Origin of the sequence: Streptomyces sp. NBC_01384, assembly GCF_045040035.1 — a bacterium.
GTDB lineage: Bacteria > Actinomycetota > Actinomycetes > Streptomycetales > Streptomycetaceae > Streptomyces.
This window is the reverse complement of sequence record NZ_CP109559.1, coordinates 2,458,977-2,485,499: the sequence shown is the minus strand read 5'-3', so window position 1 is coordinate 2,485,499 and position 26,523 is coordinate 2,458,977. Positions and strand designations below refer to the sequence as shown.

Here is a 26,523-nt window from a genome sequence, read left to right as displayed (position 1 = left end):
CTGTCGCCCCTGCGAGGTAACCGCATGCCCAGCGAGTTCTTCATTCCCGACCCCGAGGGTCAAGTTCCCAGCGCCGAGGGGTACTTCGGCGCGTTCGGCGGCAAGTTCATCCCGGAGGCGCTGGTCGCCGCCGTGGACGAGGTCGCCGTCGAGTACGACAAGGCGAAGGCGGACCCCGAGTTCGCCCGCGAGCTCGACGACCTGCTCGTCAACTACACGGGGCGCCCGAGCTCACTCACCGAGGTGTCCAGGTTCGCCGAACACGCCGGTGGCGCCCGTATCTTCCTCAAGCGGGAAGACCTCAACCACACCGGGTCCCACAAGATCAACAACGTGCTCGGTCAGGCCCTCCTCACCAAGCGGATGGGCAAGACCCGCGTCATCGCGGAGACCGGCGCAGGGCAGCACGGCGTCGCCACCGCCACCGCCTGCGCGCTCTTCGGCCTCGAGTGCACCATCTACATGGGCGAGATCGACACCAAGCGCCAGGCCCTCAACGTGGCCCGTATGCGCATGCTCGGCGCCGAGGTCATCGCCGTGAAGTCCGGCTCCCGTACCCTCAAGGACGCCATCAACGAGGCCTTCCGGGACTGGGTGGCCAACGTCGACCACACCCACTACCTGTTCGGGACCGTCGCCGGCCCCCACCCCTTCCCGGCCATGGTCCGCGACTTCCACCGGGTCATCGGCGTCGAGGCCCGGCGGCAGATCCTCGAGCGCGCGGGACGGCTGCCCGACGCCGCCATCGCCTGCGTCGGCGGCGGCTCCAACGCCATCGGCCTCTTCCACGCCTTCATCCCGGACGCGGACGTACGCCTCGTCGGCTGTGAGCCCGCCGGACACGGTGTCGAGACCGGGGAGCACGCCGCGACCCTGACCGCCGGTGAACCCGGCATCCTGCACGGGTCACGGTCGTACGTCCTCCAGGACGAGGAGGGGCAGATCACCGAGCCCTACTCCATCTCGGCGGGGCTCGACTACCCGGGCATCGGGCCCGAGCACTCCTACCTCAAGGACAGCGGCCGCGCCGAGTACCGCGCGGTCACCGACGACGCTGCCATGCAGGCCCTGCGCCTGCTCTCCCGCACCGAGGGCATCATCCCGGCGATCGAGAGCGCCCACGCGCTCGCCGGAGCCCTGGAGGTCGGCAAGGAGCTGGGCAAGGACGGGCTGATCATCGTCAACCTGTCCGGCCGCGGCGACAAGGACATGGACACGGCCGCCCGCTACTTCGGCCTGTACGACACCGAGGCCGACGCCGTCGTCGAGGCGGACGCCGACAGCGGGAACGCCGAGATCGAGGGGGACGCCAAGTGAGTGGCAACATCCAGCTGTTGAGCGACACCCTCGCCGCGGCGAAGGCCGAGGGGCGGTCCGCGCTCATCGCGTACCTGCCGGCCGGCTTCCCGACCGTCGACGGTGGCATCGCGGCCATCAAGGCCGTCTTCGAGGGCGGCGCGGACATCGTCGAGGTCGGTCTGCCGCACAGCGACCCGGTCCTCGACGGTCCCGTCATCCAGACCGCCGACGACATCGCCCTCAAGGGTGGCGTCAAGATCGCCGACGTCATGCGGACGGTCCACGAGGCCCACCTGGCCACCGGCAAGCCCGTACTCGTGATGACGTACTGGAATCCGATCGACCGCTACGGCGTCGAGCGCTTCACCGCCGAGCTGGCGGAAGCGGGCGGGGCGGGGTGCATCCTGCCCGACCTCCCCGTCCAGGAGTCGGCGCTGTGGAGGGAGCACGCCGAGAAGCACGGCCTCGCGACCGTCTTCGTCGTCGCGCCCAGCAGCAGGGACGCCCGGCTCGCCGAGATCACCGCGGCGGGCAGCGGGTTCGTGTACGCCGCCTCGCTGATGGGCGTCACGGGCACGCGGGCGTCGGTGGGGGCCCAGGCCCAGGACCTGGTGCGGCGCACCAAGGCCAGTACCGAGCTGCCGGTCTGTGTCGGCCTCGGCGTCTCCAACGCCGTCCAGGCCGCCGAGGTGGCCGGCTTCGCCGACGGCGTGATCGTCGGCTCGGCCTTCGTGAAGCGGATGCTGGACGCGAAGGACGAGGCCGCGGGTCTCGACGCCGTACGGGCGCTCGCCGGCGACCTGGCGAAGGGCGTGCGCGGCACGGCCTGAGCCACCGCACATGTAACGGACGATCCGCTCACCCGAACGGGTGGACCTGGGACCGGGGAGGCGCGCTGCGCCTCCCCGGTTCGTTCTGCCGGATGTGAGCGAGAAGAACCGTGACGGAAAGCGCACCGCCCGCGAGCGGATCGCGGTCGAGCGAGAGAAGCAGAAGGCCGCGGACAAGCGCCGCCGCGCGCTGATCGTGGGCGCGACGGTGGTGTGCGTCCTGGGCCTTGCCGCGGTGGTGGGCGTGCTGGCCGCCAACTCCGGCAAGAGCAAGAAGACCACCGCGTCGGGCCCGGTCGCCTCGCCCTCGGGCGCGACCGGCAAGGACGGCCTCGCGATCCCCGTCGGCAAGGAGAGCGCCAAGTCGACCCTCACGGTCTGGGAGGACTTCCGCTGCCCGGCCTGCCAGGCCTTCGAGACGGTGTACCGCCCGACGATCCACGAGTTGGTGGACGCCGGTCAGCTCAAGGTCGAGTACCACCTGGTCACGCTCATCGACGGGAACCTGGGGGGCAGCGGCTCCCTCCGCGCGGCCAACGCGGCGGCCTGCGCCCAGGACGCGGGCAAGTTCAGCGCGTACCACGACGTGCTGTACGAGAACCAGCCCAAGGAGACCGACGACGAGTTCGCGAACAACGGCAAGCTCATCGAGCTGGCGGGCAAGGTCGACGGCCTCGACACCCCGGCCTTCCGGAAGTGCGTCAACAACAGCACGCACGACAGCTGGGTCGTGAAGTCGCACGCGGTCTTCAAGAGCGGCGGTTTCAACGGCACCCCGACCGTGCTGTTCGGCGGCAAGAACATCTACGCGGACCAGACGATGACCCCCGCGAAGCTGAAGCAGATGGTGGAGGCGGAGAACAAGGCCTGAGCCCCGCGTCGGCCGTGTGCCCCCGGCCGTGTGGGCGCCGTCCGTACGGGGCCCGTTATGGACCCGTAGCCGGGCTGCTTGCCGTGGGTCCCGTCCGGCAGGGTAGCGTCGACCCTGCCATGGAACTTGCCTACATTCCCAGCCCGTCGCACGGTGTGGTGCACCTCGGCCCCATTCCGCTGCGCGGCTACGCGTTCTGCATCATCATCGGCGTCTTCGTAGCCGTCTGGCTCGGCAACAAACGCTGGATCGCCCGGGGCGGCCGGCCCGGCACGGTGGCCGACATCGCGGTGTGGGCCGTGCCGTTCGGCCTTGTCGGCGGTCGCCTCTACCACGTGATCACGGATTACGAGCTGTACTTCAGCGACGGCCGTGACTGGGTGGACGCCTTCAAGGTGTGGCAGGGCGGCCTCGGCATCTGGGGCGCGATCGCGCTCGGTGCGGTGGGCGCGTGGATCGGCTGCCGTCGACGCGGCATTCCGCTCCCCGCCTGGGCCGACGCCCTCGCCCCCGGCATCGCCTTCGCACAGGCCATCGGGCGCTGGGGCAACTGGTTCAACCAGGAGCTGTACGGCAAGGCGACGCACGTTCCCTGGGCGCTGCACATCACGTCCGCGACGGACGGTCGCGTGCCGGGGTACTACCACCCGACGTTCCTGTACGAGTCGCTGTGGTGCGTCGGCGTCGGTTTCCTCGTCATCTGGGCGGACCGCCGCTTCACGCTGGGCCACGGGCGGGCGTTCGCGCTGTACGTCGCCGCGTACTGTGTCGGCCGCGGCTGGATCGAGTACATGCGCGTGGACGACGCCCACCACATCCTGGGCCTGCGTCTCAACGACTGGACCGCGATGGTGGTCTTCGCCCTCGCGGTGACCTACTTCGTGGTGTCGTCGCGGCTGCGGCCGGGGCGCGAGACGGTCGTCGAGCCCGAGGGCGACGCCCTCGAGGGTGACGCCTCCGACGGTGACTCCTCCGGCGGGGTCGAGGGCGAGTCCGACGGTGACGCCGTCGCCCTCGACAAGAAGGCCGAGGAGAAGGCCGAGGAGAAGGCCGGCGGGAAGGCTGACGAGAAGGCCGGGGTAGAGGCCGACCAGCAGGCCGACGGCAAGAAGCTCGACAAGAAGGCGGACGCCGGGTCCGACGAGGCCCCCGAGTCCGAGGAGTCGGCCGAGTCCGCCGAGTCCGCGGAGTCCACGAAGGGCGAGGCCGAGTCGGCCAGCAAGGGCTGAGTTCTTCCGGTTCGTCGAAGGGGGCGCCGCGTCCGAGGATGCGGCGCCCCCTTCGCGTGCCCGGTCAGGCGTCCTGCCTACGGCGCGCCAGTGCCAGCGTGCGGCGGGCGCCCGCCACTACCGCCGCGTCCACGAAGCGGCCGTCGGGCAGGGCCTGGGCGCCCGGTTCGGTGGCGGCGGCCTCGACGATGACCTCGGCGGTCTCGATTTCGGCCGGGGTCGGGAGATAGGCGCGTTCGATCACCGGGAGCTGACGGGGGTGGATGGCCGCGCGGCCGAGGAAGCCCAGAGTGCGGCCATGGGCGCAGGACGCGGCCAGGCCCTCCAGGTCGCGGATGTCCGGGTAGATCGACTGCGCGGGCGGCGCGAGGCCGGCGGCCCGGGCGGCGACCACGACCCGGGCGCGGGCCCAGTCCAGGCCCGCGTCCTCCCGTACCCCCAGGTCGGCACGGAGATCCGCTTCCCCCAGCCCGATGCCGCGCACCGCCGGGTGGGCCGAGGCGATGGTGAAGGCGCGTTCGACGCCGAGGGCCGTCTCCAGGAGGGTGTAGAGGGGGATCGCGCCTCCCTCGGCGGGGGCGGCGCGTTCCGCGACGTGGACGACGTCGCTGGGGGAGGTCACCTTGGGCAGGCGGAGGCCGGAGAGGCCGGGGAGCGGGGAGAGCGCCTTGAGGTCGGCCTCGGCGAGCGGACCGTCCAGCGCGTTCACGCGGACGTGGACCGGGACCGGGGGAGGGGCCGAGAGCAGCTCGGCCGTGGCGGTGCGGGCGTACTCCTTGCGGTGCGGGGCGACCGCGTCCTCCAGGTCGATCAGGACGATGTCCGCGCCGGATACCAGGGCCTTGGCCACCACCTCCGGGTGGTCTCCGGGGGCGTAGAGCCAGGTGAGCGGGAGGGCCGGGACCGTCATAGGGCACCTTCCGATCTGAGGGCGGTGATCTCGGCCTCGGACAGGCCGAGTTCGGTGAGGACGGCGTCCGTGTCGGCGCCGTGCGGGCGGCCCGCCCAGCGGATCGCGCCGGGGGTGGCGGAGAGCCGGAAGAGGACGTTCTGCATGCGCAGGGGGCCCAGCTCGGGGTCGGCGACGGTCGTGATCGTGTCGAGGGCCGCGTACTGCGGATCGGCCATCACGTCCCGTACGTCCTGGATCGGCGCCACCGCCGCCTGCGCCTTGTCGAAGGCCTCCAGGACCTCGTCGCGGTGGTGCCGGGCGATCCACGCACCGACCGCCTCGTCCAGGACGTCCGCGTGGCGGGCCCGGTCCGCGCCGGTCGCGAACCAGGGTTCCTCGATCAGCTCCGGGCGCCCGACCAGCCGCATCAGCCGCTCGGCGACGGACTGGGCGGAGGTCGAGACGGCGACCCAGGAACCGTCCGCCGTGCGGTAGGTGTTGCGGGGCGCGTTGTTCGCGGAGCGGTTGCCGGTGCGGGGCTGGACGTGGCCCAACTGGTCGTACCAAGTCGGCTGGGGGCCGAGCACCGTGAGGATCGGCTCGATGATCGCCATGTCGATCACCTGACCGCGGCCGGACGCGTCGCGGGCCCGCAGCGCGGCCAGTACGGCGTACGCCGTCGCCAGGCCCGCGATGGAGTCGGCGAGGCCGAAGGGCGGGAGCGTCGGTGGGGCGTCCGGTTCGCCGGTGATCGCCGCGAAGCCGCTCATCGCCTCGGCGAGGGTGCCGAAGCCGGGGCGGTGCGCGTACGGGCCGAACTGGCCGAAGCCGGTGACGCGGGCGAGCACCAGGCCGGGGTTGGCGGCCGACAGCTCGTCCCAGCCCAGCCCCCACTTCTCCAGGGTGCCGGGGCGGAAGTTCTCGATGATCACATCAGCGGTGGCGGCGAGGCGCAGGAGGGTGGCACGGCCGCCGGGCTTGGACAGGTCGAGGGTGATGGTGCGCTTGTTGCGGCCGAGGAGTTTCCACCACAGGCCGATGCCGTCCTTCGACGGGCCGTGGCCCCGGGACGGATCGGACTTGGTCGGATGCTCGACCTTGACGACCTCCGCGCCGAAGTCGCCGAGCATGGTGGCGGCGAGCGGCCCGGCGAAGAGGGTGGCGAGATCGAGGACGCGCAGCCCGGTGAGCGGGCCGCTCTGCTCCGGGTGCCCGCTCATGAGGTGTGCCACGGGTGCCGCGCCGCCTGGGCGTCGATCTCGGAGCGGTACGGCATCTCCCGGCCCTCCGCGAGTTCCCCCACTCTCGGCTTCGCTCGAGCGGGGGGACCCCCATCCGCGAGGGCGGCGACGAAGGTGTCGCCCGCACCGGTCGAGTCCACGGCGGTCACCTGGGGTGCGGGCACCGTGAGAGGTGCGGCGCCCCGGGCCGTGTAGAGGCTGCCCGCCGCGCCCAACGTGACGACGACTTCCGGGACCTGGTCGAGCAGCGCGGCGGCCGCTTCATGTGGATCGGGGACTTTGGTGAGCGCCGCGGCCACCGCCTGGTTGGCGCCCTTGCCGCCGGGGACCGTACGGAACTCCCGTCCCGTCACGGTCTCTCCGCGCTGCGGGGGCTTGGCGACGTACGCGACGAGATCCATGTTCGTGCTGCCGAGTACGGCGATGTGGGTCATGGGCGACGGGTCTCCCGGTGCGTGAGATGGGCGAGGGTGTCGAAGCCGACGCCGTTGAAGTCGGCGATCGAGGTGGCGAGGCGGTTCTTCAGGGGGGTGGTCCAGCGGTCCGGGAGGGCGACGGGGTCTCCTGCCAGCAGCCCCGCGATGCTTCCGGCCGTCGCGCCGTTCGAGTCGGTGTCCAGGCCGCCCGACACCGCACGGCAGACGGAGCCGGAGAAGTCGCCGTCCGCATGGGTGAGGGCGGCGGCGATCAGGGCGGTGTTGGGGATGGCGTGGACCCAGTGGTAGGCGCGGTGGGTGCTGTGCAGTTCGTCGACGACCCGGTCGAAGTCGGCTGTCGTACGGGCGAGTCGGACGGCGTGGTGGATCGCCCGGGCCAGGCGCGAGGCCGGGGGGACGACGGTGAGTCCGGTGCGCAGGCTCGCGTGGACGTCGCCGGCTCCGGTGGCCGCGGCGGCGATCGTGGCCGCCGTGAACATCGCCGCGTACACGCCGTTCGCGGTGTGGGTGAGGGTGGCGTCGCGGTGGGCCTGTGCCGCGGCGGCGGCCGGATCGCCGGGGTTCGTCCAGCCGTGGACGTCGGCGCGGATCAGGGCGCCGATCCATTCGCGGAAGGGGTTGCGGTGGCGGGCCGTGTGCGGGGGTTCGATGCCGGAGAGGAGGTTGCGGTAGGCGATGCGCTCCGCGGTGAAGGTGCGGCCCGCGGGGAGTTCGTCCAGCCAGAGGCGGGCGATGTCGGCGGTGGTGAAGTGTCTGCCGTGGCGCTGGAGCAACAGAAGGTTCAGAAGGGGATAGTTGAGGTCGTCGTCCTCGGGCATGCCGTCGATGTTCTCGGCGAGGGAGGTGGGGGCCGAGCGTCTGTTCCAGGGGTAGGTGTGGAGCAGCTCGTCGGGTACGCCCCGGGCGGTGAACCAGGTGCGCAGGGGCCAGTTTCCGGCGGCTCGGGCGAGTTCGCGGATGCCGTGGAGGGGGAGTTTTTCCACCGGTTTGCCCAGGAGGCAGCCGACGGCTCTGCCGAGCCAGGCGGCTTCCAGGCGGGCTGCCCCAGCGGCACGATTGCCCGCGGTTCGGGCGGGCCAGTTCGGGCAGTGGGCCTTGATCTGCCCCAGGTCTGTTGGCTCGGTGTGTGTCAACTTGCTGGGCAGCTCGGCAAGTTCGTCCAGGAGGTCCCGTGCCAGCGTGCGCATGTACCGCGAGGCCGGAGTCGTGGACGCGCCCGCGCGGAGCGGGGAGTCGGCGCCGCCCGCCGTGCGCCAGCGGGCGGCGATCGCGTCCGGCTCGCGGCCGTCCTGGTACGCCTGGGCGAGTTCGTGGCCGAGGAGGTCCTCCGGTTGGACCCAGGTCAGTCGGAGCATGGGGTCCCCGTCAGTTCGGCGTACGCCGACTCGTGGGCGCGGCGGCGGCGTACGTCCCGTTCGAAGATCTCGCGGGTCACCTTGGTGAGGGCCACCGCCGGGGCGCGCAGGTCCAGGCGGCTGGACTCGGCGACCGTCTTGGCCCAGTCGTGGGGGACCTCGGAGCCGAGGGCGCCCGCGAGGGCGCCGGCCATCGTGGCGATGGAGTCGCAGTCGCGGCCGTAGTTCACCGAGCCGAGGATCGCGTGCCGGTAGTCGCCGCCCGCCACCGTCAACATGCCGAGCGCGATGGGTAGTTCCTCGATGGAGTGCAGGCGGGAGGGGCGGCGGGCGCCGAGGGACGGGGCGCGGTAGTCCGGGCCCACCGTGTCGTAGGGGGTCACCGCCTTCCGGAGCGGGCCGAGCGCCGACTCGAAGTCCGTGTGGCGGGCGGCGACTTCGCGGACCGCCTCGATGGCCGACCAGGTGCCGTCCTTCGCCACGGACAGGCAGGCCGCGACGACCGAGTCCGGGGTCGCCCCGGGCGCGCACGCCGCCGCCACCCCCGCCGCGAAGACGCCCGCCGCCTCCCTTCCGTACGACGACTGGTGCGCGCCCGCGACGTCGAGCGCCTCGGTGTACGCGCGCGCCGGGTTGGCCGCGTTGACCAGGCCGACCGGGGCCATGTACATCGCGGCGCCGCAGTTGACGATGTTGCCGACGCCCGCCTCCCGGGGGTCCATATGGCCGTAGTGGAGGCGGGCCACCAGCCACTTCTCCGCGAGGAAGATCCGTTGGAGGGGGAGGGCCTCGGCCTCCAGTTCCGGAATCCAGCGGGGGGCCGTCATCAGGTCGGGGACCAGGTGCTCGGCGACGGCGTACGCGTCGAGGTGGTCGCGGACGGTGGCGTACACCCGTACCAGCGCGTGGGTCATCAGGGTGTCGTCGGTGACGTGTCCGTCGCCCTTGTGGTAGGGGGCGATGGGGCGGGCGGTGCGCCAGGCGTCGCCGTTCCAGGGGCCGACGACGCCGTGCACGCGGCCGCCGTGCCGTTCGGTGATCTGCTCGGGGGTGTAGCCCTCGACGGGGCCGCCGAGCGCGTCGCCGACGGCGGCTCCGACGAGGGCTCCGGCGATCCGATCGTCGAGGGTTCCCGATCCTTCTCCTTTGGGCGTCATGCCCGAATCATCCCTCTGGGGTGGCCAGCTCCGTCGCTTCCAGGAGGTCGGCGAGTCCGATGAGGTCCGTGCCTGTGAGACGGGGCAGCGCGCAGCCGGACAGGATGCGGCAGGCGTCGCGCCAGGCGGCCGGGATCGCGGCGCCGCCGCCCAGCGCGCCGGTGAGCGCGCCCGCGAGGGCCGGGGCCGAGTCCGCGACCCGGGACAGACAGGCGGCGGTGGGCACCGCCTCCGCGATCCGGCCGCGCGCGGCGAGGGCGAGGGCGAGGGCGACCGGGACGGTCTCCGCCGCCGCGATGCCATAGCTGTAGACGTGGTCGACGATCTGGTGTTCCAGGAGGGGGACGAGGGAGAAGGTGTCTTCGCCGGCCCGGGCGAGCTTCAGCGCGTGCCGTGCGTTGCGGCCGATCTCCGTCGCCTTGGGGAGTTCGGCGAGGGCGGCGTCCACGCAGGCGCCGACATCGGCCCCGACCAGGGCGAGGGCCACCGCCGCGGCCATGGCGCGGGCGCCGTGCACTCCGTCGTCGTCCTGGGTGTAGCGGGCGTCGAACTCGGCGAGTTCCGCGGCGCGTCGGGGGTCGCCCGGGTGCGCGACGGCGAGCGCACAGGCCCGTACGCAGGCCGCGTCGTCGAAGTAGTGCGGATTGTCGTGGCCGGTGGCGGGCGGGCGCAGCCCGGTGGCGAGGTTGCCGAGCCCTGCCCGTACGGAGATCCGGGCACGGAGGGGGAGCAGGGCGGACTCGACTTCCGGGGCGCGTTCGGCGGCTGCGGCGACCTCGCTGGCGACGGCGTTCCAGGACAGGTCGATGGACGCCCGCATCCGGCGCTCCCGGCTCAGATCGCCGAGTGCGCTGCTGTCGCAGGCTCGCAGTACGGCCTCCGCCGCGAACGCCGCCCACTCCGCGTCGTCCGACGGGCCGAGCCGCAGCGGCTCCGGCGGCTGGTTCAGCGCGATGGGCACGGGCAGGGTCGTCGTCGCGTTCTGCTCCGCGAACGTGTCCAGCTCGCGGGTCAACCGTCGGGTCCACTCGGGCATACGGGCGGCGCGGTGCCGGGCGGCGGGCCAGCCGGCGGCGTCGCCCGCGGCGAGGCCGAGGAGGAGGCCCTCGATCCGGCGGGGGCGCGGACCGGGTGCGAGGGCCGCGCCCTCCGTGACGGCTTCCCTGTCGACGCCGGGTTCCGTGCCGACCGAGAGCCCGGTTTCCGGCGCCGAGGCCGCCCCCGCGCCGGGTTCGTCTCCCACCAGGCCGGGGCTCATGGCTGCACCTCGTCGTCATCGGTGGCAAGGACGTAATCGCTGGTGAGGGCGTACAGGTCGGGTGGCGGCGCCGGGTCCGGGGCCGGGGGCGGCCAGGCGCGGCCGGGGTCGCCTGCGAGCCGGACCCGTCTCCGTACGGGAACGCCCGCGTCCCGCACCAGGTCCCGTACGAGACCCCTCGTCCCCCACTTCCCGTCGCCCCCCGGTGTCAGCAGCTCCGCCACGTCCAGTACGTGGTGGCCCTCCATGGAAGGGAGGCAGCTGCCGAGTGCCGGGCCGATGGCCGCCGCCCAGGCGGCCGGGATCGAGGCGGCGCCCCGGGTCGCCCCGGCCAGCGCGCCCGCCACCGCCGCCGTGGTGTCGGCGTCGCGGCCCATGTTGACGGCGGTGAGGACGGACTCGGTGAAGTCGCCGTCGGCCGCGGCGTACGCGCCGAAGGCGAGGGCGACGGCCTCCGGGGCCAGATCCGTCCAGGGGTAGCCGCCGATGACGACCGCCGAGCGGACCGCACGTTCCCCGCGGTGGGCGACCGCGACCGCGCGGCGCAGGGAGCGGGCCGTCCAGGAGTTGTCCGGGATCACCGCCAGTGCGGAGGCGGCCACCGCGATCGTGGACGCGCCCGCCATCGCCGCCGCGACGCCCGCCGCGACCGCCTGGCCGCCGTAGATGCCCTCACCGTCGTGGCTGACCGAGCCGTCGATGGCCACCAGTCTCGCGGCTTCCGCCGGGCGGCCCGCCGCGAAGACGCCGAAGGGGGCCGCGCGCATGGCCAGGCCGTCGCTCCAGGCGTGCCGGTGCTGGGCCGAGATGGGCGCGGCCAGGCCCCGGCGCAGGTTCTCCAGCGTGCCGCGCTCGCTGAAGCCCGCTCCTCGGAACGGCCCCTCGTCGTGGTCCGCGATCCACTGGTGCCAGGCCGCCTCGACGTGCGTCACCGTGAGCGCGGAGCCGTGCCGGGCGAGCAGCAGCCCGGAGAAGATCGCGTACTCGGTGTCGTCCGTCCCGGCCGGGTGCTCGGCGACGTACCCCGTGATCCGTCCCCACTTCGCGCGGATCTCCGACGGCTTCATGTTCTCGGCGGGCGCGCCCAGCGCGTCCCCGACGGCGAGGCCGAGCAGCGCGCCGCGTGCCCGTTCGCGGAGATCGGCGGCGTCCCCGGGCGCCGGAACGGAGGGAATGCAGGCGATGGAAGCCATACGGTGCCTCTCCTCTCGGGGCCCAGAGCCCTTTGGGGATGTGTCCCACCGAAGGGGGTGAGGAGAGCCGTTCGCACCCCCGCATTCACCCGGTCGACATCTGTGCAGGGATAACTACGGATGAGCGGAAAGGAACAAAACCGCAGGTTAGCCCAGCCTTTCCTTGCTGGCGGACGGGAAATTACCGGCGTACTTTCAGGGTTGTCGAAAGATAGAAACAGTCCAACCACGGCACTCTGGGGGACCGGTATGTCCATCATCGAGACCGAAGCGACACTGCACGAGGCGCACCGCGACAACCACACCCACCGGGATGTGAACGGCGGATGGCTGCGCCCGGCCGTGTTCGGCGCGATGGATGGGCTCGTGTCCAACCTCGCCCTGATGACCGGCGTCGCCGGCGGGTCCGTCTCCCACCAGACGATCGTCATCACCGGACTCGCGGGCCTGGCCGCCGGCGCCTTCTCCATGGCCGCCGGCGAGTACACCTCCGTCGCCTCGCAGCGCGAACTCGTCGAGGCCGAACTCGACGTCGAGCGCCGGGAGTTGAGAAAGCACCCGCAGGACGAGGAGCGCGAGCTCGCCGCTCTCTACGAGATGCGCGGCGTCGATCCCGCGCTCGCCCGCGAAGTGGCCAGGCAGCTCTCGCGCGACCCCGAGCAGGCCCTGGAGATACACGCCCGCGAGGAGCTCGGCATCGACCCGGGCGACCTGCCCTCCCCGGCCGTCGCCGCCGTGTCGAGCTTCGGCTCCTTCGCCCTGGGCGCCCTGCTCCCCGTACTGCCGTATCTGCTCGGTGCGACCGTCCTGTGGCCCGCGCTGCTGCTCGCGCTGATCGGGCTCTTCGCGTGCGGCGCGGTGGTCGCCCGGGTGACGGCGCGATCCTGGTGGTACAGCGGAATCCGGCAGCTCGCGCTCGGGGGTGCCGCGGCGGGTGTGACGTACGTCCTGGGCGGCTTGTTCGGTGGCACCGTAGGATGATGTCTCGTGCACTTATGCAAGGGACTGCATAAGTAGCCGTTACTCGCTGGTTTCGATTGCTTAACCACTGGGCATGAGCCGTAAGCGCTGCAGGTAATGAGGCCTGCACCGCATCAGTGCGCTGGGCGACGTTGCCCGCCGCACTCCGGGCCCACGGGCAATGATCTGTCCGCTTAGGTCCCCATAACTCCACCGTCGCGAGCGGTACCCCGCCGCCATGCCTTGGTGTCCGCATGCTGGAACGTAGTATCCGGTTCCCGAGAATCGCTCCATCATGTAACCTGCACGAAATTTTGCACCCCTAAGCAGAGGGCCAACGTCGTCCCTCGGCAATCGCATATGCCACGACGACGACGGGAGAGCCGATGCGTACACCGCGCCAGCCGTCCCAGCACTCCGCGAATGGCCAGAACTGGTCCTTCATGGATGCTCGCCCTGCTGCGCAGGGTATGTACGACCCCCGCAACGAGCACGACGCCTGTGGCGTCGGCTTCGTGGCCACCCTCACCGGTGAGGCGAGCTACGCGCTGGTCGAGCAGGCGCTCACCGTGCTGCGCAACCTGGAGCACCGAGGTGCCACCGGCGCCGAGCCCGACTCGGGTGACGGCGCGGGCATCCTGTCCCAGGTCCCCGACGCGTTCCTCCGCGAGGTGGCCGGATTCGAGCTGCCCGCGGCCGGCGCGTACGCGGTCGGCATCGCCTTCCTGCCCGAGGACGGCATCGAGGACGCCGTCTCACGGATCGAGACGATCGCCGCCGACGAGGGCCTGACCGTCCTCGGCTGGCGCGAGGTCCCGGTCGCCCCCGAACTCCTCGGCGCCACCGCCCGTTCCACGATGCCCGCCTTCCGGCAGATCTTCGTCACGGACGGCGCCTCGACGGGCATCGACCTGGACCGCAAGGCGTTCGTGCTGCGCAAGCGCGCCGAGCGTGAGGCCGGCGTCTACTTCCCGTCGCTCTCCGCGCGCACCATCGTCTACAAGGGCATGCTGACCACCGGCCAGCTCGAACCCTTCTTCCCGGACCTGTCCGACCGCCGCTTCGCCTCCGCGATCGCGCTCGTGCACTCCCGCTTCTCCACCAACACCTTCCCGAGCTGGCCGCTCGCCCACCCGTACCGCTTCGTCGCGCACAACGGCGAGATCAACACGGTCAAGGGCAACCGCAACTGGATGCAGGCGCGTGAGTCCCAGCTGGTCTCCGATCTCTTCGGAGACAAGGGCCTGGAGCGGGTCTTCCCGGTCTGTACGCCCGACGCGTCCGACTCCGCCTCCTTCGACGAGGTGCTGGAACTCCTCCACCTCGGCGGCCGCTCGCTCCCGCACTCCGTGCTGATGATGATCCCGGAGGCGTGGGAGAACCACGACTCCATGGACCCGGCGCGCCGCGCCTTCTACCAGTTCCACTCCACGATGATGGAGCCCTGGGACGGCCCGGCCTGCGTCACCTTCACCGACGGCACCCAGGTCGGCGCGGTCCTCGACCGCAACGGTCTGCGCCCCGGCCGCTACTGGGTCACCGACGAGGGCCTCGTCGTCCTCGGCTCCGAGGTCGGCGTCCTCGACATCGACCCCGCGAAGGTCGTCCGCAAGGGCCGCCTGCAGCCCGGCAAGATGTTCCTCGTCGACACCGCCGAGCACCGCATCATCGAGGACGACGAGATCAAGGCCACCCTCGTCGCCGACAGGCCGTACGCGGAGTGGCTCGAAGCCGGCGAGATCGAGCTCTCCGACCTCCCCGAGCGCGAGCACATCGTGCACACCCACGCCTCGGTCACCCGCCGCCAGCAGACCTTCGGCTACACCGAGGAAGAGCTGCGCATCATCCTCGCGCCGATGGCCAACACCGGCGGTGAGCCCCTGGGCTCCATGGGCACGGACTCGCCGATCGCGGCCCTCTCCGCGCGCCCGCGCCTGCTCTTCGACTACTTCACCCAGCTGTTCGCGCAGGTCACCAACCCGCCGCTGGACGCGATCCGCGAGGAGCTCGTCACCTCGCTGCGCTCCTCGCTGGGCCCGCAGGGCAACCTGCTGGAGCCGACGGCCGCCTCCTGTCGCTCGGTCACCCTGCCCTTCCCGGTGATCGACAACGACGAGCTGGCCAAGCTCATCCACATCAACGCCGACGGCGACATGCCCGGCATGAAGGCCGCGACGCTCTCCGGCCTGTACCGGGTCTCCGGCGGTGGCGACTCGCTGGCAGCGCGGCTCGAGGAGATCTGCTCCGAGGCCGACGCCGCCATAGACAACGGCGCCCGTCTGATCGTCCTCTCGGACCGGCACTCCGACGCCGAGCACGCGCCGATCCCGTCGCTGCTGCTCACCGCGGCCGTCCACCACCACCTCATCCGCACCAAGCAGCGCACCCAGGTGGGCCTGCTGGTCGAGGCGGGCGACGTCCGCGAGGTCCACCACGTGGCCCTCCTCATCGGCTTCGGCGCCGCCGCGGTCAACCCCTACCTGGCGATGGAGTCGGTCGAGGACCTGGTCCGCGCCGGCACCTTCCTGACCGGCATCGAGGCCGAGCAGGCCATCCGCAACCTGATCTACGCGCTCGGCAAGGGCGTCCTGAAGGTCATGTCCAAGATGGGCATCTCGACCGTCGCCTCCTACCGCGGAGCCCAGGTCTTCGAGGCCGTCGGCCTCGACCGGGCCTTCGTCGAGAAGTACTTCAACGGCACGGCCACGAAGATCGGCGGCGCCGGTCTCGACGTCATCGCCAAGGAGGTCGCGGCGCGTCACGCCAAGGCCTACCCGGCCTCGGGCATCGCCCCGGCGCACCGCGCGCTCGACATAGGCGGCGAGTACCAGTGGCGCCGCGAGGGCGAGCCGCACCTGTTCGACCCGGAGACGGTCTTCCGCCTCCAGCACTCGACGCGCTCCGGCAGCTACGACATCTTCAAGAAGTACACGGACCGGGTGAACGAGCAGTCCGAGCGCCTGATGACGCTCCGCGGCCTGTTCGGCTTCACGTCGGACCGGCAGCCGATCTCGATCGACGAGGTCGAGCCCGTCTCCGAGATCGTCAAGCGCTTCTCGACCGGCGCCATGTCGTACGGCTCCATCTCCAAGGAGGCGCACGAGACCCTCGCCATCGCCATGAACCAGTTGGGCGGCAAGTCCAACACCGGTGAGGGCGGCGAGGACGCGGACCGGCTGTACGACCCGGCCCGCCGCTCGTCGATCAAGCAGGTCGCCTCCGGCCGCTTCGGAGTGACGTCGGAGTACCTGGTCAACGCGGACGACATCCAGATCAAGATGGCGCAGGGTGCCAAGCCCGGCGAGGGCGGCCAGCTGCCCGGCCACAAGGTCTACCCCTGGGTCGCCAAGACCCGGCACAGCACCCCGGGCGTGGGCCTCATCTCCCCGCCCCCGCACCACGACATCTACTCCATCGAGGACCTGGCTCAGCTGATCCACGACCTCAAGAACGCGAACCCGCAGGCGCGGATTCACGTGAAGCTGGTGTCGGAGGTCGGCGTCGGCACGGTCGCCGCGGGTGTCTCCAAGGCGCACGCGGACGTGGTGCTCATCTCCGGCCACGACGGCGGTACGGGTGCCTCCCCGCTCACCTCGCTGAAGCACGCGGGCGGCCCCTGGGAGCTCGGCCTCGCCGAGACCCAGCAGACGCTGCTGCTCAACGGCCTGCGCGACCGTATCGTCGTGCAGACCGACGGCCAGCTGAAGACCGGCCGTGACGTCGTCATCGCCGCGCTGCTCGGCGCCGAGGAGTTCGGTTTCGCGACCGCGCCGCTCGTCGTCTCCGGCTGCGTCATGATGCGCGTCTGCCACCTGGACACCTGCCCGGTCGGCATCGCCACCCAGAACCCGGTGCTGCGCGACCGGTTCGCCGGCAAGGCCGAGTACATCGTCAACTTCTTCAAGTTCATCGCCGAAGAGGTCCGCGAGATCCTCGCCGAGCTGGGCTTCCGCACGATCGAGGAGGCCGTCGGCCACGCCGAGACCCTCGACGTCACCCGCGCGATCGACCACTGGAAGGCGCAGGGCCTGGACCTGTCCCCGCTCTTCCACGTGCCCGAGCTGCCCGAGGGCGCGGTGCGCCACCAGGTCATCGAGCAGGACCACGGTCTGGAGAAGGCGCTCGACAACGAGCTGATCAAGCTCGCCGCCGACGCGCTGGCCGCGAACTCCCAGGCCGAGGCCCAGCCGGTCCGTGCCCAGGTCGCGATCCGCAACATCAACCGCACGGTCGGCACCATGCTCGGCCACGAGGTGACGAAGAAGTTCGGCGGCGCCGGCCTGCCCGACGACACCATCGACATCACCTTCACCGGCTCCGCGGGCCAGTCCTTCGGCGCCTTCCTGCCGCGCGGTGTCACCCTGCGCCTGGAGGGCGACGCCAACGACTACGTCGGCAAGGGCCTCTCCGGCGGCCGGGTGATCGTCCGTCCCGACCGGGGCGCCGACCACCTCGCCGAGTACTCGACCATCGCGGGCAACACCATCGCGTACGGTGCGACGGGCGGCGAACTCTTCCTGCGCGGCCGCTCCGGCGAGCGCTTCTGCGTCCGCAACTCCGGCGCGACGGTGGTCTCCGAGGGCGTGGGCGACCACGGCTGCGAGTACATGACCGGCGGCCGCGCGGTCGTCCTCGGCGAGACGGGACGCAACTTCGCGGCCGGTATGTCCGGCGGCGTCGCGTACGTCATCGACCTCAACCGCGACAACGTCAACGTCGGCAATGTCGGCGCCGTCGAGGCCCTCGACGACACCGACAAGCAGTGGCTGCACGACGTCGTGCGCCGCCACCAGGAGGAGACCGGCTCGACCGTCGCCGAGAAGCTCCTGGCCGAGTGGGACAGCATCGATGGGGGTGCGTCCCGCTTCAGCAAGATCATCCCCAGCACGTACAAGGCAGTGCTCGCCGCCAAGGACGCCGCCGAGCGAGCCGGGCTCACCGAGTCCGAGATCACCGAGAAGATGATGGAGGCGGCGACCAATGGCTGATCCCAAGGGCTTTCTGAACCACGGCCGCGAGGTCGCCAGGACCCGCCCCGTCGCGGAGCGCGTCAAGGACTGGAACGAGGTCTACGTTCCGGGCTCGCTGCTCCCGATCATCCCCACCCAGGCCTCGCGCTGCATGGACTGCGGCATCCCGTTCTGCCACAACGGCTGTCCGCTGGGGAACCTGATCCCCGAGTGGAACGACTACGCCTATCGCGAGGACTGGCAGGCCGCGTCCGAGCGCCTGCACGCCACGAACAACTTCCCGGAGTTCACCGGCCGCCTGTGCCCCGCTCCGTGTGAGTCGGCGTGTGTGCTCGGCATCAACCAGCCCGCCGTGACCATCAAGAACGTCGAGGTCTCGATCATCGACAAGGCGTGGGACACGGGCGATGTCGCCCCGCGGATCCCCGAGCGCCTGTCGGGCAAGACCGTCGCGGTGATCGGCTCGGGCCCGGCGGGCCTGGCCGCCGCCCAGCAGCTCACCCGCGCCGGTCACACGGTCGCCGTGTACGAGCGCGCCGACCGCGTCGGCGGTCTGCTGCGCTACGGCATCCCCGAGTTCAAGATGGAGAAGCGGCACATCAACCGCCGCATCGAGCAGATGCGCGCGGAGGGCACCCGCTTCCGCACGGGCATCGAGATCGGCCGCGACCTCAAGGCGACGGACCTGCGCAAGCGGTACGACGCCGTGGTCATCGCCGCCGGTGCGACGACCGCGCGCGACCTCCCGGTCCCCGGCCGCGAGCTCAAGGGCATCCACCAGGCCATGGAGTACCTGCCGCTGGCCAACAAGGTGCAGGAGGGCGACTACGTGGCGCCCCCGATCACGGCCGAGGGCAAGCACGTCGTGGTCATCGGCGGCGGCGACACGGGCGCGGACTGCGTGGGTACCGCCCACCGCCAGGGCGCGGCCTCGGTCACGCAGCTGGAGATCATGCCGCAGCCCGGCGAGGAGCGCAGCCCGGGCCAGCCCTGGCCGACGTTCCCGATGCTCTACAAGGTCACCTCCGCGCACGAGGAAGGCGGCGAGCGGGTCTACTCCGTCTCGACCACCCACTTCGAGGGCGACGAGGACGGCAACGTCCAGTGGCTGCACCTCATCGAGGTCGAGTTCGTCGACGGCAAGCTGAACCAGAAGCCGGGCACGGAGCGCAAGATCCCCGCCCAGCTGGTGACGCTGGCCATGGGCTTCACCGGCACCGACGTCGAGAACGGCGTGGTCTCCCAGTTCGGCCTGGAGCTCGACGCGCGCGGCAACATCGCCCGCGACGCCGACTTCGCGACGAACGTGCCCGGCGTGTACGTCGCCGGTGACGCCGGCCGCGGCCAGTCCCTCATCGTCTGGGCCATCGCGGAGGGCCGCTCGGCCGCCCGCGGGGTCGACCGCTTCCTCACGGGCGTGAGCGACCTGCCGGCCCCGATCCGCCCGACGGACCGCTCGCTGATGGTCTGACGCTCCACCCCAACAAACGTCCCGTACAACGACGTACGGAACTGAACGCGGCGCCTGCCTTGTCCCCGACCGGACGGTGGGCGCCGTGGTGCGTCGTCAGCAGGTCGGACGGGCGCTGGGGCGCCGTTGGCGGCGGTCTCAGTCGGCCGGGCGCCCGGTGCCGTCCGGCCACACCCCGATATGGTCCTGCTCCAGTTCCAGCATCACCCGGTCCTCCATGCCGAGGGCCGCGGTGTACTCGGCGGGCAGTTGGAGCCGCCCGGCCCGGTCCAGCGTCGCGTACTCCCGTGTCACCAGGGACTCCTGTCCCTCCGCGTCGACCTCCGTGCGGCGCAGCACCTCCGTCGAGGTACGGCCGTCGCGGATCGCGACCGCGCGGCGGACCTCACCGGCGACCGCCTGGTCGTGCGTGACGATCACGATCGTCGTGCCCAGCTCCTCATTGGCGCGCCGGAACGCCGCGAAGACCTGCGAACCGGTCGCCGAGTCCAACTCGCCCGTCGGCTCGTCGGCGAGCAGCACGGACGGCGAGTTGGCGAGGGCCACCGCGATCGCGACGCGCTGCTGCTGCCCGCCGGACATCTGGTGCGGTCGCCGGTCACGGCAGTCGGCGACACCGAGCATCCCGAGCAGCTCCTGTGCCGTGGCGGCCCGCTGCTTCCCGCGGCCCCGGCCACCGCCGCCTCGCAACTGCATCGGCAGCGCCACGTTCTGGGCCGCCGTCAGATAGGGGAGGAGATTGCGCGCCGTCTGCTGCCATACGAAACCGACCACTTCGCGGCGGTAGCGCAAACGGGCCTTCGCGTCCATCGTGAGCAGATCACGGCCCGCGACCTTCGCGGCGCCCGCGGTGGGCACGTCCAGGCCGGCGAGGATGTTCATCAGGGTCGACTTGCCGCTGCCGGAGGCGCCGACCAGGGCCATCAACTCGCCCTCCTGGACCAGCAGATCGAGCCCCTGGAGCGCCTGCACCTCCACCCCGGCGGCTGAGCCGCCGCGTCCCGGGGAATCGCCCCCGGACCCCCGGCCGGAGAAGATACGGACCAGCCGGTCGCAGGCGATCAGGGCATCACGCCCGTACGAGGCCCCCTCGCGGCGCGCCGCCGCCCGCTGCTCCAGCTCCGCCAGGGTCGCCCGCGACGTCGTCGTACCGGTCATCGCATGCCTCCTGTCCTCAGTTCGGTGATCGACGTACGGCGCCCCGCCCACCAGGCCTGCGCGACGGCGACCGCCCACGCCAGCAGCACCGTGCCCGCCGCGGGCAGCACCAGCGACCACACGTCGGTGCGCAGTGACGCATTGTCGACCGGCGCGCGGCCCGCCGTGGCGGCCAGCGCGAGACGGTCCAGGTCGATGCCGGGAGCGAGCAGCCGGACCGTGGCCCAGCCGGCGACCGTGCCGCCCGAGGCCGCGAGCAGCGCCTGCGGCAGTGCGTCCAGGCCGAGCAGCCGACGGCCCTGGCGGGGCGTGAGGCCCATGGTGCGCAGCCGGGCCAGCAGCGCGGCCCGTTCCGGCGCGGACTGCAGGAGGGAGAGCAGCAGGGCGAGTACGGCGTACCCCGCACCGGCCAGCGCGGCGGCGGTGTAGATCCGCTCGGCGCCCGCCTGCAACGGTGAATCGGAGAGCGCCGCCCGTTCCTCACTGCGCAAGGTCACGGAGAGGCCCTTCCCGGCGCCGCGCACGGCCGCCCGCAGCGCCGGTGCGTCGAGCCTCGCGCCGGTCGCCAGCAGCGCCGTCGGGTCGGAGTGCTTGAGGCCCGCGGCGTCGACCAGCAGGAAGTCGGTGCCGGGGGCGGCGGGGGTGCGGGCGCGTACGGCGGCGATCCGGACCGTGACATCACCGGCCAGGGAGGTGATCCGACGCGGTGTGCGGCCCAGGCGCTCCGCCAGGCCGGGGGAGGCCACGGCGTTCAGCACACCACCCGTCCCCCCACCACCCGTCCCCTTCAGCACGTCGGCCGGGAAGGCACCGAGACCCGACTGCCGGGCCAGCCGGGCGTACGACGACGGCTCGACCCCGATCAGCGTCAGGCCCTCTTTCCCCTCGTCACCGGCCCCGCCGGACGTGAGCTCCGCGGTGCGCTCGATCCGCACGGCCGTCACCTCACGTACGCCCGCGACCCCCCGTACCGCCCGTTCCACTCCCGCCGGGAGCGGTGCCACCTCGCCCAACCCCGCGATCCGCGCGTCCGCACCCGTCGCCAGCAGCGCGGCCCGGTCCCGGGCGTCCGACACCCCGGCGAGCACGGAACCTCCGAACGCCGCCGTCGTCAGGGCCAGCAGCAGCGCCAGCAGCGGCAGCGCGACGCCCACCGTCGACGAGCGGCCCGCGCGGGCCAGCGACAGAAAACCGACCACCCCGCGCCCTCGCGCGGCCGGACGGGCGGCCCACCGCAGGGGCAGCGGATACAGCCGCACCAGCACCAGCGCCGCGATCAGCCCGACCAGCACCGGAGCCGCGCTCACCAGAACGTCGCCCGCGCTGGACGCGCCGCGCCGCCGCAGCGCCACGACCGAGCCGACGGCCAGCACCAGCACGGTGAGTTCGGCGACCGTGCGGCGCCTGCCGGGCCTGGCGTGAGCGAGATCGTCGCGCTCCGCGTGCGCCCGCGGCCTGCGGTGTGCCACCACCGCGCGCACCGGCAGCACGGCGCAGGCGAGGAGCGCGACGGCGGACGCGCCGAGCACGGCGGGCTCCAGCCGGGCCTCGTCCACGGTCACCACGGCGAGCAGCAGACCGGCGGCGGCCGCGGGCACCGCGATCACCGCGGTCTCGGCCAGGAGCCGTCCGGCGATACCGCGCAGCGAGCCGCCCCGCGCGCGCAGCAGAGCGAGTTCGGCGGCGCGGCGGGCGGCGATCAGCCCGCCCATCATCACCAGGACGACCGCGGCGACCGCTCCGATCCCGAACTCCGCGACCGCGACGACGGGGGTGATCGCCGCACGCGTCGTCGTGTACGAGCCGACGACCGTCTCCAGGTCGGTGCCGAGCGTCGCGGTGGGGCCGGCGATCTCGCGCATCCTCACCAGCCCGGGCCCGCCTTCGAGGGACGCGATCCGGTCGACGAGCCGCGGGACGTCCTGTGCGGTGAGCCCTCCGGTGGCGGGGGCGAACCGCCAGTACAGCTCCGGCTGTCCCTGGCTGCCGAGGAGCACCGGGGCGGCGCCGGGCGCCAGCAGCAGGCCCGCGTCCCAGTAGAACTGCGGCGGGACCGGGGCGTCCGCGGCCACGCCCGGGGTGCGCAGGACCGGCTTCGCGGACCAGTAACCGCCCTGCGGACGCCGGGGTTCCACGATCCCGGTGATCCGCACGGCCAGCGGTGCGCCCCCGAAGCCGTCCACATTGACGACGGAACCGACGCGCAGCCGCAGCGTCCGGGCGGTCGCCTCGGTCACGGCGGCCTCGATCTTCCTGGTGTCCGCCGTCACGTCCCCGGCGGCGGTGGGCAGCCGTCCGCTGCGTACGGTGGCGTGGGCGGCGAGCCCCGACTGCGCGACCAGTGTGAAACGGGGCGGCGCGTTGAGCACCGGCAGCCACGGATTCAGTCCGACGAGGCTCTTGGAGGTCCGCACCCCGTAGGCCGACTCCGTGGTGTCCGCCCGCAGTGGCGCGGGCAGCCCGGCCAGCGCCGCGCGCCCGACGGCCGCGAGTGCCGGGGGCCGCACCGCCTTCTCCCGGGTGGACTGCGCGATCTCCAACCCCGGCTGCGGTGCGCTCAGTTCCACCGAGGTGGCGGCCGGGGGCGCCCCGGCGATCTCCTGCCGCAGCCCTTTCGTCTCGTACGCGTCAAGGGCCCGCGGCAGCGCCGCCGCGAGGAACGCCGTGACCAGCACGAGCACTCCGAACGCGACGGCCGCCCCGGGGGCGGTCCGCAGCCGCGTACGCACCCAGGGCGCCACACCGCGCTCCGTGCGCTGCCTCCACCACGCCATCTCAGCTGTCCCCCTGGTGGCGGAGTGCGACCGCCGGGTCGGCGCGGCGGACGGCCGTCGCGGCGCTGATCAGCAGGGGCAGGGCCGCGACGCCCACGAGAAGCAGGGCCACCTGGGACACCGGGAGTTCGACGAGGACGCGGGGGACCGGCCGCGCGGCCCCCGGCGTCAGCACGATCAGCGGGACGACGGTCCGGGTCAGGACGGTTCCGAGGCCGAGACCGGCGAGCAGACCGGCCCCGATCAGCAGGCCCTGCTCCACGGCGACCAGCCGGACGAGCTCCCGGCGGCCCGCGCCCAGGGCACGGAGCACGGCGAACTCGGCGGACCGCTCGCGCCGGGAGCCGGCGGTGCCCACCGCGAAGCCGCCCGCGGCGAGAGCCGCGGCGGCCACCGCCACCGCCAGCAGCGCCGCACGCGGCCCGGCGCCGAGCGGGTCGCCCAGCAGCCGGTCCGCGGCCTCGTCCCGTACGAGCACCTGGTCCGGCTCGATGTCGGGGCGGGCCCGCAGTGCCGCCGCGACCTTCGCGGCCCCGCCGGGGGCGGCGCTCAGCCACCACTCGGCGGGTGCGAGCGAAGCGCGTGCGCGCTGAGCGAACACCGCGTTCACGGCGCGCAGATCCAGCAACAGCGCGCCCCCGTCCGCCGCTTCCGCTCCGGCACCGCCATCGGCCGCCGCCCCCTCCGCGGTGGCTCCGGCCCAGGCCGTGTCCGTTCCCGTCGTCGGCAGCTCCCCGACCGACCGCACGATCGTCACCCGCAGTCGCTCCCCGTCCAGCGTCACGTCGATGCTTTCGCCCGTCCTGGTCCCCGCCGCGCGCAGAAAGGCCCGGGAGGCGACGGCCGCGATCCGTGCCGCGGGCGCGGCCCGCACGGCGTCGACGCGCACGGTGAAGTCCGGCGGACCGGAGGGCGACCCGTCGCTTCCGCGCGCGTCGCCCGTCCCGTACGACACCGTCAGCGGCGCCGTCCTCGACGCGGCCGGACGCAGGGCCGTCGACGGGTGCGCCTCGCCGTTCGCCGTCTCGGTCCTGCTGCCCTGCCAGCGCACCCCGGAGGGCACCACGACCGTGCGGGCGCTCCCGTCGGCGCCCGTGGACAGCATCCGCTCGACGGTGAGCCGGTGTCGTTCGGGCCCGCCGACGGGAACCGTGCCGTCGAGCTGCAGCCCGGTCACCCGCAGCGGCCCGGCCGGCGCGGCACGGGCGCCGGACGCCGACACGTCTAGGTCGAGGGTGACCCGGTGGACCCGCCCGTCGACGGGTATCTCCCCGGCGCTCAGCCGGTACGCGATGCCGTAACCGTCCTCGACGACGACGGTGACCAGGGGCGCCAGTCCGGAAGGGGAACGGCCCGACCTGGCCTCCTCGTCGGTGATCCGCAGGTCGAGCGCGAGCCGCCGGGTGCCGTCGGGCAGCGACACCGAGGGTCCGGCCGCCTTGCTCCGAGGAGCGAGGTCCCGCAGCAGCCGCTGAACGGGCTCGTCGGCGAGATCGCCGCGCATCAGCATCCCCTCCCCGGCGTGCGCCGTGTCCAGAGCGAGCACCGTCGCCCTACGGCCGCCGGAGAGGTCCGTGGTGGCGCGGTAGGCGGGGGCGGCATCCCGTATCCCGGGCAGCGAAGCGTACAGACCGGTCTGGCCGGGGCCGCCCGGCCTGCTGTCCAGCACCCGCACGGAGGCGCCGGTCCCGAAGTCCGCCTGGTCGCCCTGCGACCGCTGCCACGACGCGCTCTGCCCGATCGCCAGCATTCCGGTCGTCACGGCGAGGACCAGCAGCAGCACCGGCCCCGCCCCGCGCAGCGGACGCCGGCTGAACTGCCAGCCCGCCAGCGCCGCCGGCAGGCCCCGCCCGCTCGCGGCGCGCCGCTCCGCCAGCCGCGCCAAGAGCGGCAGCAGCCGCAGCGTCAGCACAGTCCCGGCCAGCAGGGCCAGCGCGGGCGCCGCGACCAGCAGCGGATCGATGCCCAGATCGCCCGCCCGATCACGACTGAGCGCGCCGCCACCGGACGAGCCGGTCTGCCGGTCCAGTTGCCAGTACGCCACCGCCGCGATCAGGAGCAGCCCGACATCGGCCCCGGCGCGCACGGGCGCGGCCCCCGCCGCGGCCCGGACACGCCGCAGCCTCGACGGCGCACCCGCCGTCGAGGCCAGCGCGGGCGCGACGACCGCCGCCGCGCAGCACACCGCGACCCCGGCCGCGACCAGCCAGACCTGGGTCGATGGAGCGTCACCGAGCCGCAGTCCGGTCCGGTCGAGGGACGACCAGCGGGCGAGCAGCCGCACCAGCGGGCCGGACAACAGCGCGGCACCGGCCGCGGCCGGTACGGCCAGCAGCAGCGCCTCCAGCGCGGCAAGGCCCGCGATCCGACGGCGCGAACCGCCCCGCGCCCTCAGCAGATCTCTCTCGCCCGCCCGCTCGGAATCGAGCAGCCGGGCCACCAGCAGCAGGGCGTACCCGGCGAGCAGCACCAGCTGGACGGAGACGATCATCAGGGTGGACCGGGACACCAGCAGCGCCCGCCCGGTCCGGTCGAGCACGGCGGGCAGCGCCGTCCGCACGGTCGCGCCGCCACCGAACACCGGGTTCTCACCCAGTACTTCGGGCACGCGTGCGGACGCCTCGCGCAGCGCGCCGATCCCGTTGATGGTCAGGCTCCGGTAGTCGGCCCTCGCCACCCACCCGGTGGTGCCCGCGGAGGTGCGGCCGGAGGCCAGGACGGACGGGTCGGCGAGCAGCGGGCCGTAGGTGGTGAAGACGACGGTGCGCACCCCGTGGCCGCCGAGCGCGTCCAGCTGCCAGTACGGGTCGGAGCTGTCGGCCACCCGGTACACGCCGGTGACCCGGACCGTCAGGGGCGCGCCGCCCAGCCGGTCGGTGAGGGCGATCCGCGCTCCGGGCCGCAGCTTCAGCCGGTCGGCGGCGACCTCGGGCAGCGCCACGGGAACGGGAGCGGTGAGCGCCGCCGGGGCCGGGCCCGGCAGCGCGCCCGAGACCAGCCTGATCCGTGACCGGTCCAGGGCGGCGAAGTGGGTGAGGTCGGGTTGCCCCGCGCGGGCATCGCTGCCTTGGAGGGAGCGGGGCAGCGCGTACGGCCCCGAGCTCTGCAGCTTTCGTACGGTCACCGGGAGCCCGGCGAAGGTCCCCCGCGCCCCGCGGACCGCCGCGTCCTGCGCCGCGTCCCGCCGGCCTTGGGGCACGTCCGCGGTGATGACGAGTGAGGCGGAGGCCGCGGCCGGGCCGCTCAGATTCTGTCGGAGCGCCGCGTCCCCGACCGAACCGGAGAACGCGGCGAGGGCGGCCAGCACCGAGGTGGTCAGCAGCACCGCGAGCAGGGCGGCGGCGAGCAGCAGCCGATGCGCTCGAACGCGCAGCAACAAGAAGCCCGTCACTCGTCCCCCACCCGATTGCCGAGCTGTCCTCTCGCCA

The 26,523-nt window shown here is 72.9% G+C and carries 17 protein-coding genes; 7 read left to right on the top strand and 10 right to left on the bottom strand.

Annotated elements, in window-relative coordinates; translation table 11 throughout:
- Nucleotides 1-24 precede the first annotated feature (24 nt).
- The 4 genes from trpB to lgt all read left to right on the top strand — a co-directional run bounded on the left by trpB (nucleotide 25) and on the right by lgt (nucleotide 4,229).
- A complete protein-coding gene (trpB, locus tag OG747_RS11175) occupies nucleotides 25-1,317 on the top strand; it encodes a tryptophan synthase subunit beta (RefSeq protein ID WP_405879151.1) in 1,293 nt (430 codons plus the stop codon).
- Entirely contained in the window at nucleotides 1,314-2,129 is an 816-nt protein-coding gene (trpA, locus tag OG747_RS11170; RefSeq protein WP_405879150.1) for a tryptophan synthase subunit alpha, read from the top strand. Before trpB ends, trpA begins: the two co-directional genes overlap by 4 nt.
- A 94-nt stretch (nucleotides 2,130-2,223) precedes the next feature.
- Nucleotides 2,224-3,000, top strand: coding sequence for a DsbA family protein (locus OG747_RS11165; RefSeq protein ID WP_405879149.1), 777 nt, complete (start codon nucleotides 2,224-2,226; stop codon nucleotides 2,998-3,000).
- Between the two features lie 119 nt (nucleotides 3,001-3,119).
- On the top strand, nucleotides 3,120-4,229 hold the full coding sequence (gene lgt, locus OG747_RS11160; RefSeq protein ID WP_405879148.1) for a prolipoprotein diacylglyceryl transferase: 1,110 nt from the start codon (nucleotides 3,120-3,122) through the stop codon (nucleotides 4,227-4,229).
- A gap of 64 nt (nucleotides 4,230-4,293) precedes the next feature.
- On the opposite strand, the gene OG747_RS11155 is transcribed toward lgt, so the two are convergent.
- Genes OG747_RS11155 through OG747_RS11125 form a run of 7 tightly spaced genes read right to left on the bottom strand, consistent with a single transcriptional unit; the run spans nucleotide 4,294 to nucleotide 11,762 of the window.
- Entirely contained in the window at nucleotides 4,294-5,139 is an 846-nt protein-coding gene (locus OG747_RS11155; protein WP_405879147.1) for an HpcH/HpaI aldolase/citrate lyase family protein, read from the bottom strand.
- A complete protein-coding gene (locus OG747_RS11150) occupies nucleotides 5,136-6,341 on the bottom strand; it encodes a CaiB/BaiF CoA transferase family protein (protein ID WP_405879146.1) in 1,206 nt (401 codons plus the stop codon). Before OG747_RS11150 ends, OG747_RS11155 begins: the two co-directional genes overlap by 4 nt.
- The gene (locus tag OG747_RS11145) at nucleotides 6,338-6,796 is read right to left on the bottom strand and encodes a PfkB family carbohydrate kinase (RefSeq protein ID WP_405879145.1); all 459 of its coding nucleotides are present in this window, start codon (nucleotides 6,794-6,796) and stop codon (nucleotides 6,338-6,340) included. The genes OG747_RS11150 and OG747_RS11145 overlap by 4 nt, the downstream gene beginning before the upstream one ends.
- A complete protein-coding gene (locus OG747_RS11140) occupies nucleotides 6,793-8,154 on the bottom strand; it encodes an ADP-ribosylglycohydrolase family protein (protein WP_405879144.1) in 1,362 nt (453 codons plus the stop codon). The genes OG747_RS11145 and OG747_RS11140 overlap by 4 nt, the downstream gene beginning before the upstream one ends.
- On the bottom strand, nucleotides 8,142-9,311 hold the full coding sequence (locus OG747_RS11135) for an ADP-ribosylglycohydrolase family protein (protein WP_405879143.1): 1,170 nt from the start codon (nucleotides 9,309-9,311) through the stop codon (nucleotides 8,142-8,144). The genes OG747_RS11140 and OG747_RS11135 overlap by 13 nt, the downstream gene beginning before the upstream one ends.
- Nucleotides 9,312-9,318: 7 nt before the next feature.
- On the bottom strand, nucleotides 9,319-10,569 hold the full coding sequence (locus OG747_RS11130) for an ADP-ribosylglycohydrolase family protein (RefSeq protein ID WP_405879142.1): 1,251 nt from the start codon (nucleotides 10,567-10,569) through the stop codon (nucleotides 9,319-9,321).
- Entirely contained in the window at nucleotides 10,566-11,762 is a 1,197-nt protein-coding gene (locus OG747_RS11125; RefSeq protein ID WP_405879141.1) for an ADP-ribosylglycohydrolase family protein, read from the bottom strand. Before OG747_RS11125 ends, OG747_RS11130 begins: the two co-directional genes overlap by 4 nt.
- A 249-nt stretch (nucleotides 11,763-12,011) precedes the next feature.
- Between OG747_RS11125 and OG747_RS11120 the strand changes: the two genes are divergently transcribed.
- The 3 genes from OG747_RS11120 (at nucleotide 12,012) to OG747_RS11110 (ending at nucleotide 19,163) form a co-directional block, all read left to right on the top strand.
- Nucleotides 12,012-12,743 (top strand): VIT1/CCC1 transporter family protein, encoded by a 732-nt coding sequence (locus tag OG747_RS11120; RefSeq protein WP_405879140.1) that lies wholly within the window; start codon nucleotides 12,012-12,014, stop codon nucleotides 12,741-12,743.
- Nucleotides 12,744-13,108: 365 nt separating this feature from the next.
- A complete protein-coding gene (gltB, locus tag OG747_RS11115) occupies nucleotides 13,109-17,710 on the top strand; it encodes a glutamate synthase large subunit (protein WP_405879139.1) in 4,602 nt (1,533 codons plus the stop codon).
- Nucleotides 17,703-19,163, top strand: coding sequence for a glutamate synthase subunit beta (locus tag OG747_RS11110; RefSeq protein ID WP_405879138.1), 1,461 nt, complete (start codon nucleotides 17,703-17,705; stop codon nucleotides 19,161-19,163). Before gltB ends, OG747_RS11110 begins: the two co-directional genes overlap by 8 nt.
- Before the next feature lie 138 nt (nucleotides 19,164-19,301).
- Here the strand turns inward: OG747_RS11110 and OG747_RS11105 are convergent, their stop codons facing one another.
- The 3 genes from OG747_RS11105 to OG747_RS11095 are packed head-to-tail and all read right to left on the bottom strand — an operon-like array spanning nucleotide 19,302 to nucleotide 26,486.
- Entirely contained in the window at nucleotides 19,302-20,321 is a 1,020-nt protein-coding gene (locus OG747_RS11105; RefSeq protein WP_405879137.1) for an ABC transporter ATP-binding protein, read from the bottom strand.
- Nucleotides 20,318-23,095 (bottom strand): ABC transporter permease, encoded by a 2,778-nt coding sequence (locus OG747_RS11100; protein WP_405879136.1) that lies wholly within the window; start codon nucleotides 23,093-23,095, stop codon nucleotides 20,318-20,320. Before OG747_RS11100 ends, OG747_RS11105 begins: the two co-directional genes overlap by 4 nt.
- Nucleotide 23,096: 1 nt before the next feature.
- A complete protein-coding gene (locus OG747_RS11095) occupies nucleotides 23,097-26,486 on the bottom strand; it encodes an FtsX-like permease family protein (RefSeq protein WP_405879135.1) in 3,390 nt (1,129 codons plus the stop codon).
- Nucleotides 26,487-26,523: the final 37 nt, after the last annotated feature.

What these genes read in the sequence shown, in the direction of transcription:
- lgt (WP_405879148.1), top strand. Translation starts at nt 3,120, where the DNA reads ATGGAACTTGCCTACATTCCCAGCCCGTCGCACGGTGTGGTGCACCTC.
- OG747_RS11130 (WP_405879142.1), bottom strand. Translation starts at nt 10,569, where the DNA reads ATGAGCCCCGGCCTGGTGGGAGACGAACCCGGCGCGGGGGCGGCCTCG.
- OG747_RS11140 (WP_405879144.1), bottom strand. Translation starts at nt 8,154, where the DNA reads ATGCTCCGACTGACCTGGGTCCAACCGGAGGACCTCCTCGGCCACGAA.
- OG747_RS11100 (WP_405879136.1), bottom strand. Translation starts at nt 23,095, where the DNA reads ATGGCGTGGTGGAGGCAGCGCACGGAGCGCGGTGTGGCGCCCTGGGTG.
- trpB (WP_405879151.1), top strand. Translation starts at nt 25, where the DNA reads ATGCCCAGCGAGTTCTTCATTCCCGACCCCGAGGGTCAAGTTCCCAGC.
- OG747_RS11135 (WP_405879143.1), bottom strand. Translation starts at nt 9,311, where the DNA reads ATGACGCCCAAAGGAGAAGGATCGGGAACCCTCGACGATCGGATCGCC.
- OG747_RS11125 (WP_405879141.1), bottom strand. Translation starts at nt 11,762, where the DNA reads ATGGCTTCCATCGCCTGCATTCCCTCCGTTCCGGCGCCCGGGGACGCC.
- OG747_RS11110 (WP_405879138.1), top strand. Translation starts at nt 17,703, where the DNA reads ATGGCTGATCCCAAGGGCTTTCTGAACCACGGCCGCGAGGTCGCCAGG.
- OG747_RS11150 (WP_405879146.1), bottom strand. Translation starts at nt 6,341, where the DNA reads ATGAGCGGGCACCCGGAGCAGAGCGGCCCGCTCACCGGGCTGCGCGTC.
- gltB (WP_405879139.1), top strand. Translation starts at nt 13,109, where the DNA reads ATGCGTACACCGCGCCAGCCGTCCCAGCACTCCGCGAATGGCCAGAAC.
- OG747_RS11155 (WP_405879147.1), bottom strand. Translation starts at nt 5,139, where the DNA reads ATGACGGTCCCGGCCCTCCCGCTCACCTGGCTCTACGCCCCCGGAGAC.
- OG747_RS11145 (WP_405879145.1), bottom strand. Translation starts at nt 6,796, where the DNA reads ATGACCCACATCGCCGTACTCGGCAGCACGAACATGGATCTCGTCGCG.
- OG747_RS11105 (WP_405879137.1), bottom strand. Translation starts at nt 20,321, where the DNA reads ATGACCGGTACGACGACGTCGCGGGCGACCCTGGCGGAGCTGGAGCAG.
- OG747_RS11120 (WP_405879140.1), top strand. Translation starts at nt 12,012, where the DNA reads ATGTCCATCATCGAGACCGAAGCGACACTGCACGAGGCGCACCGCGAC.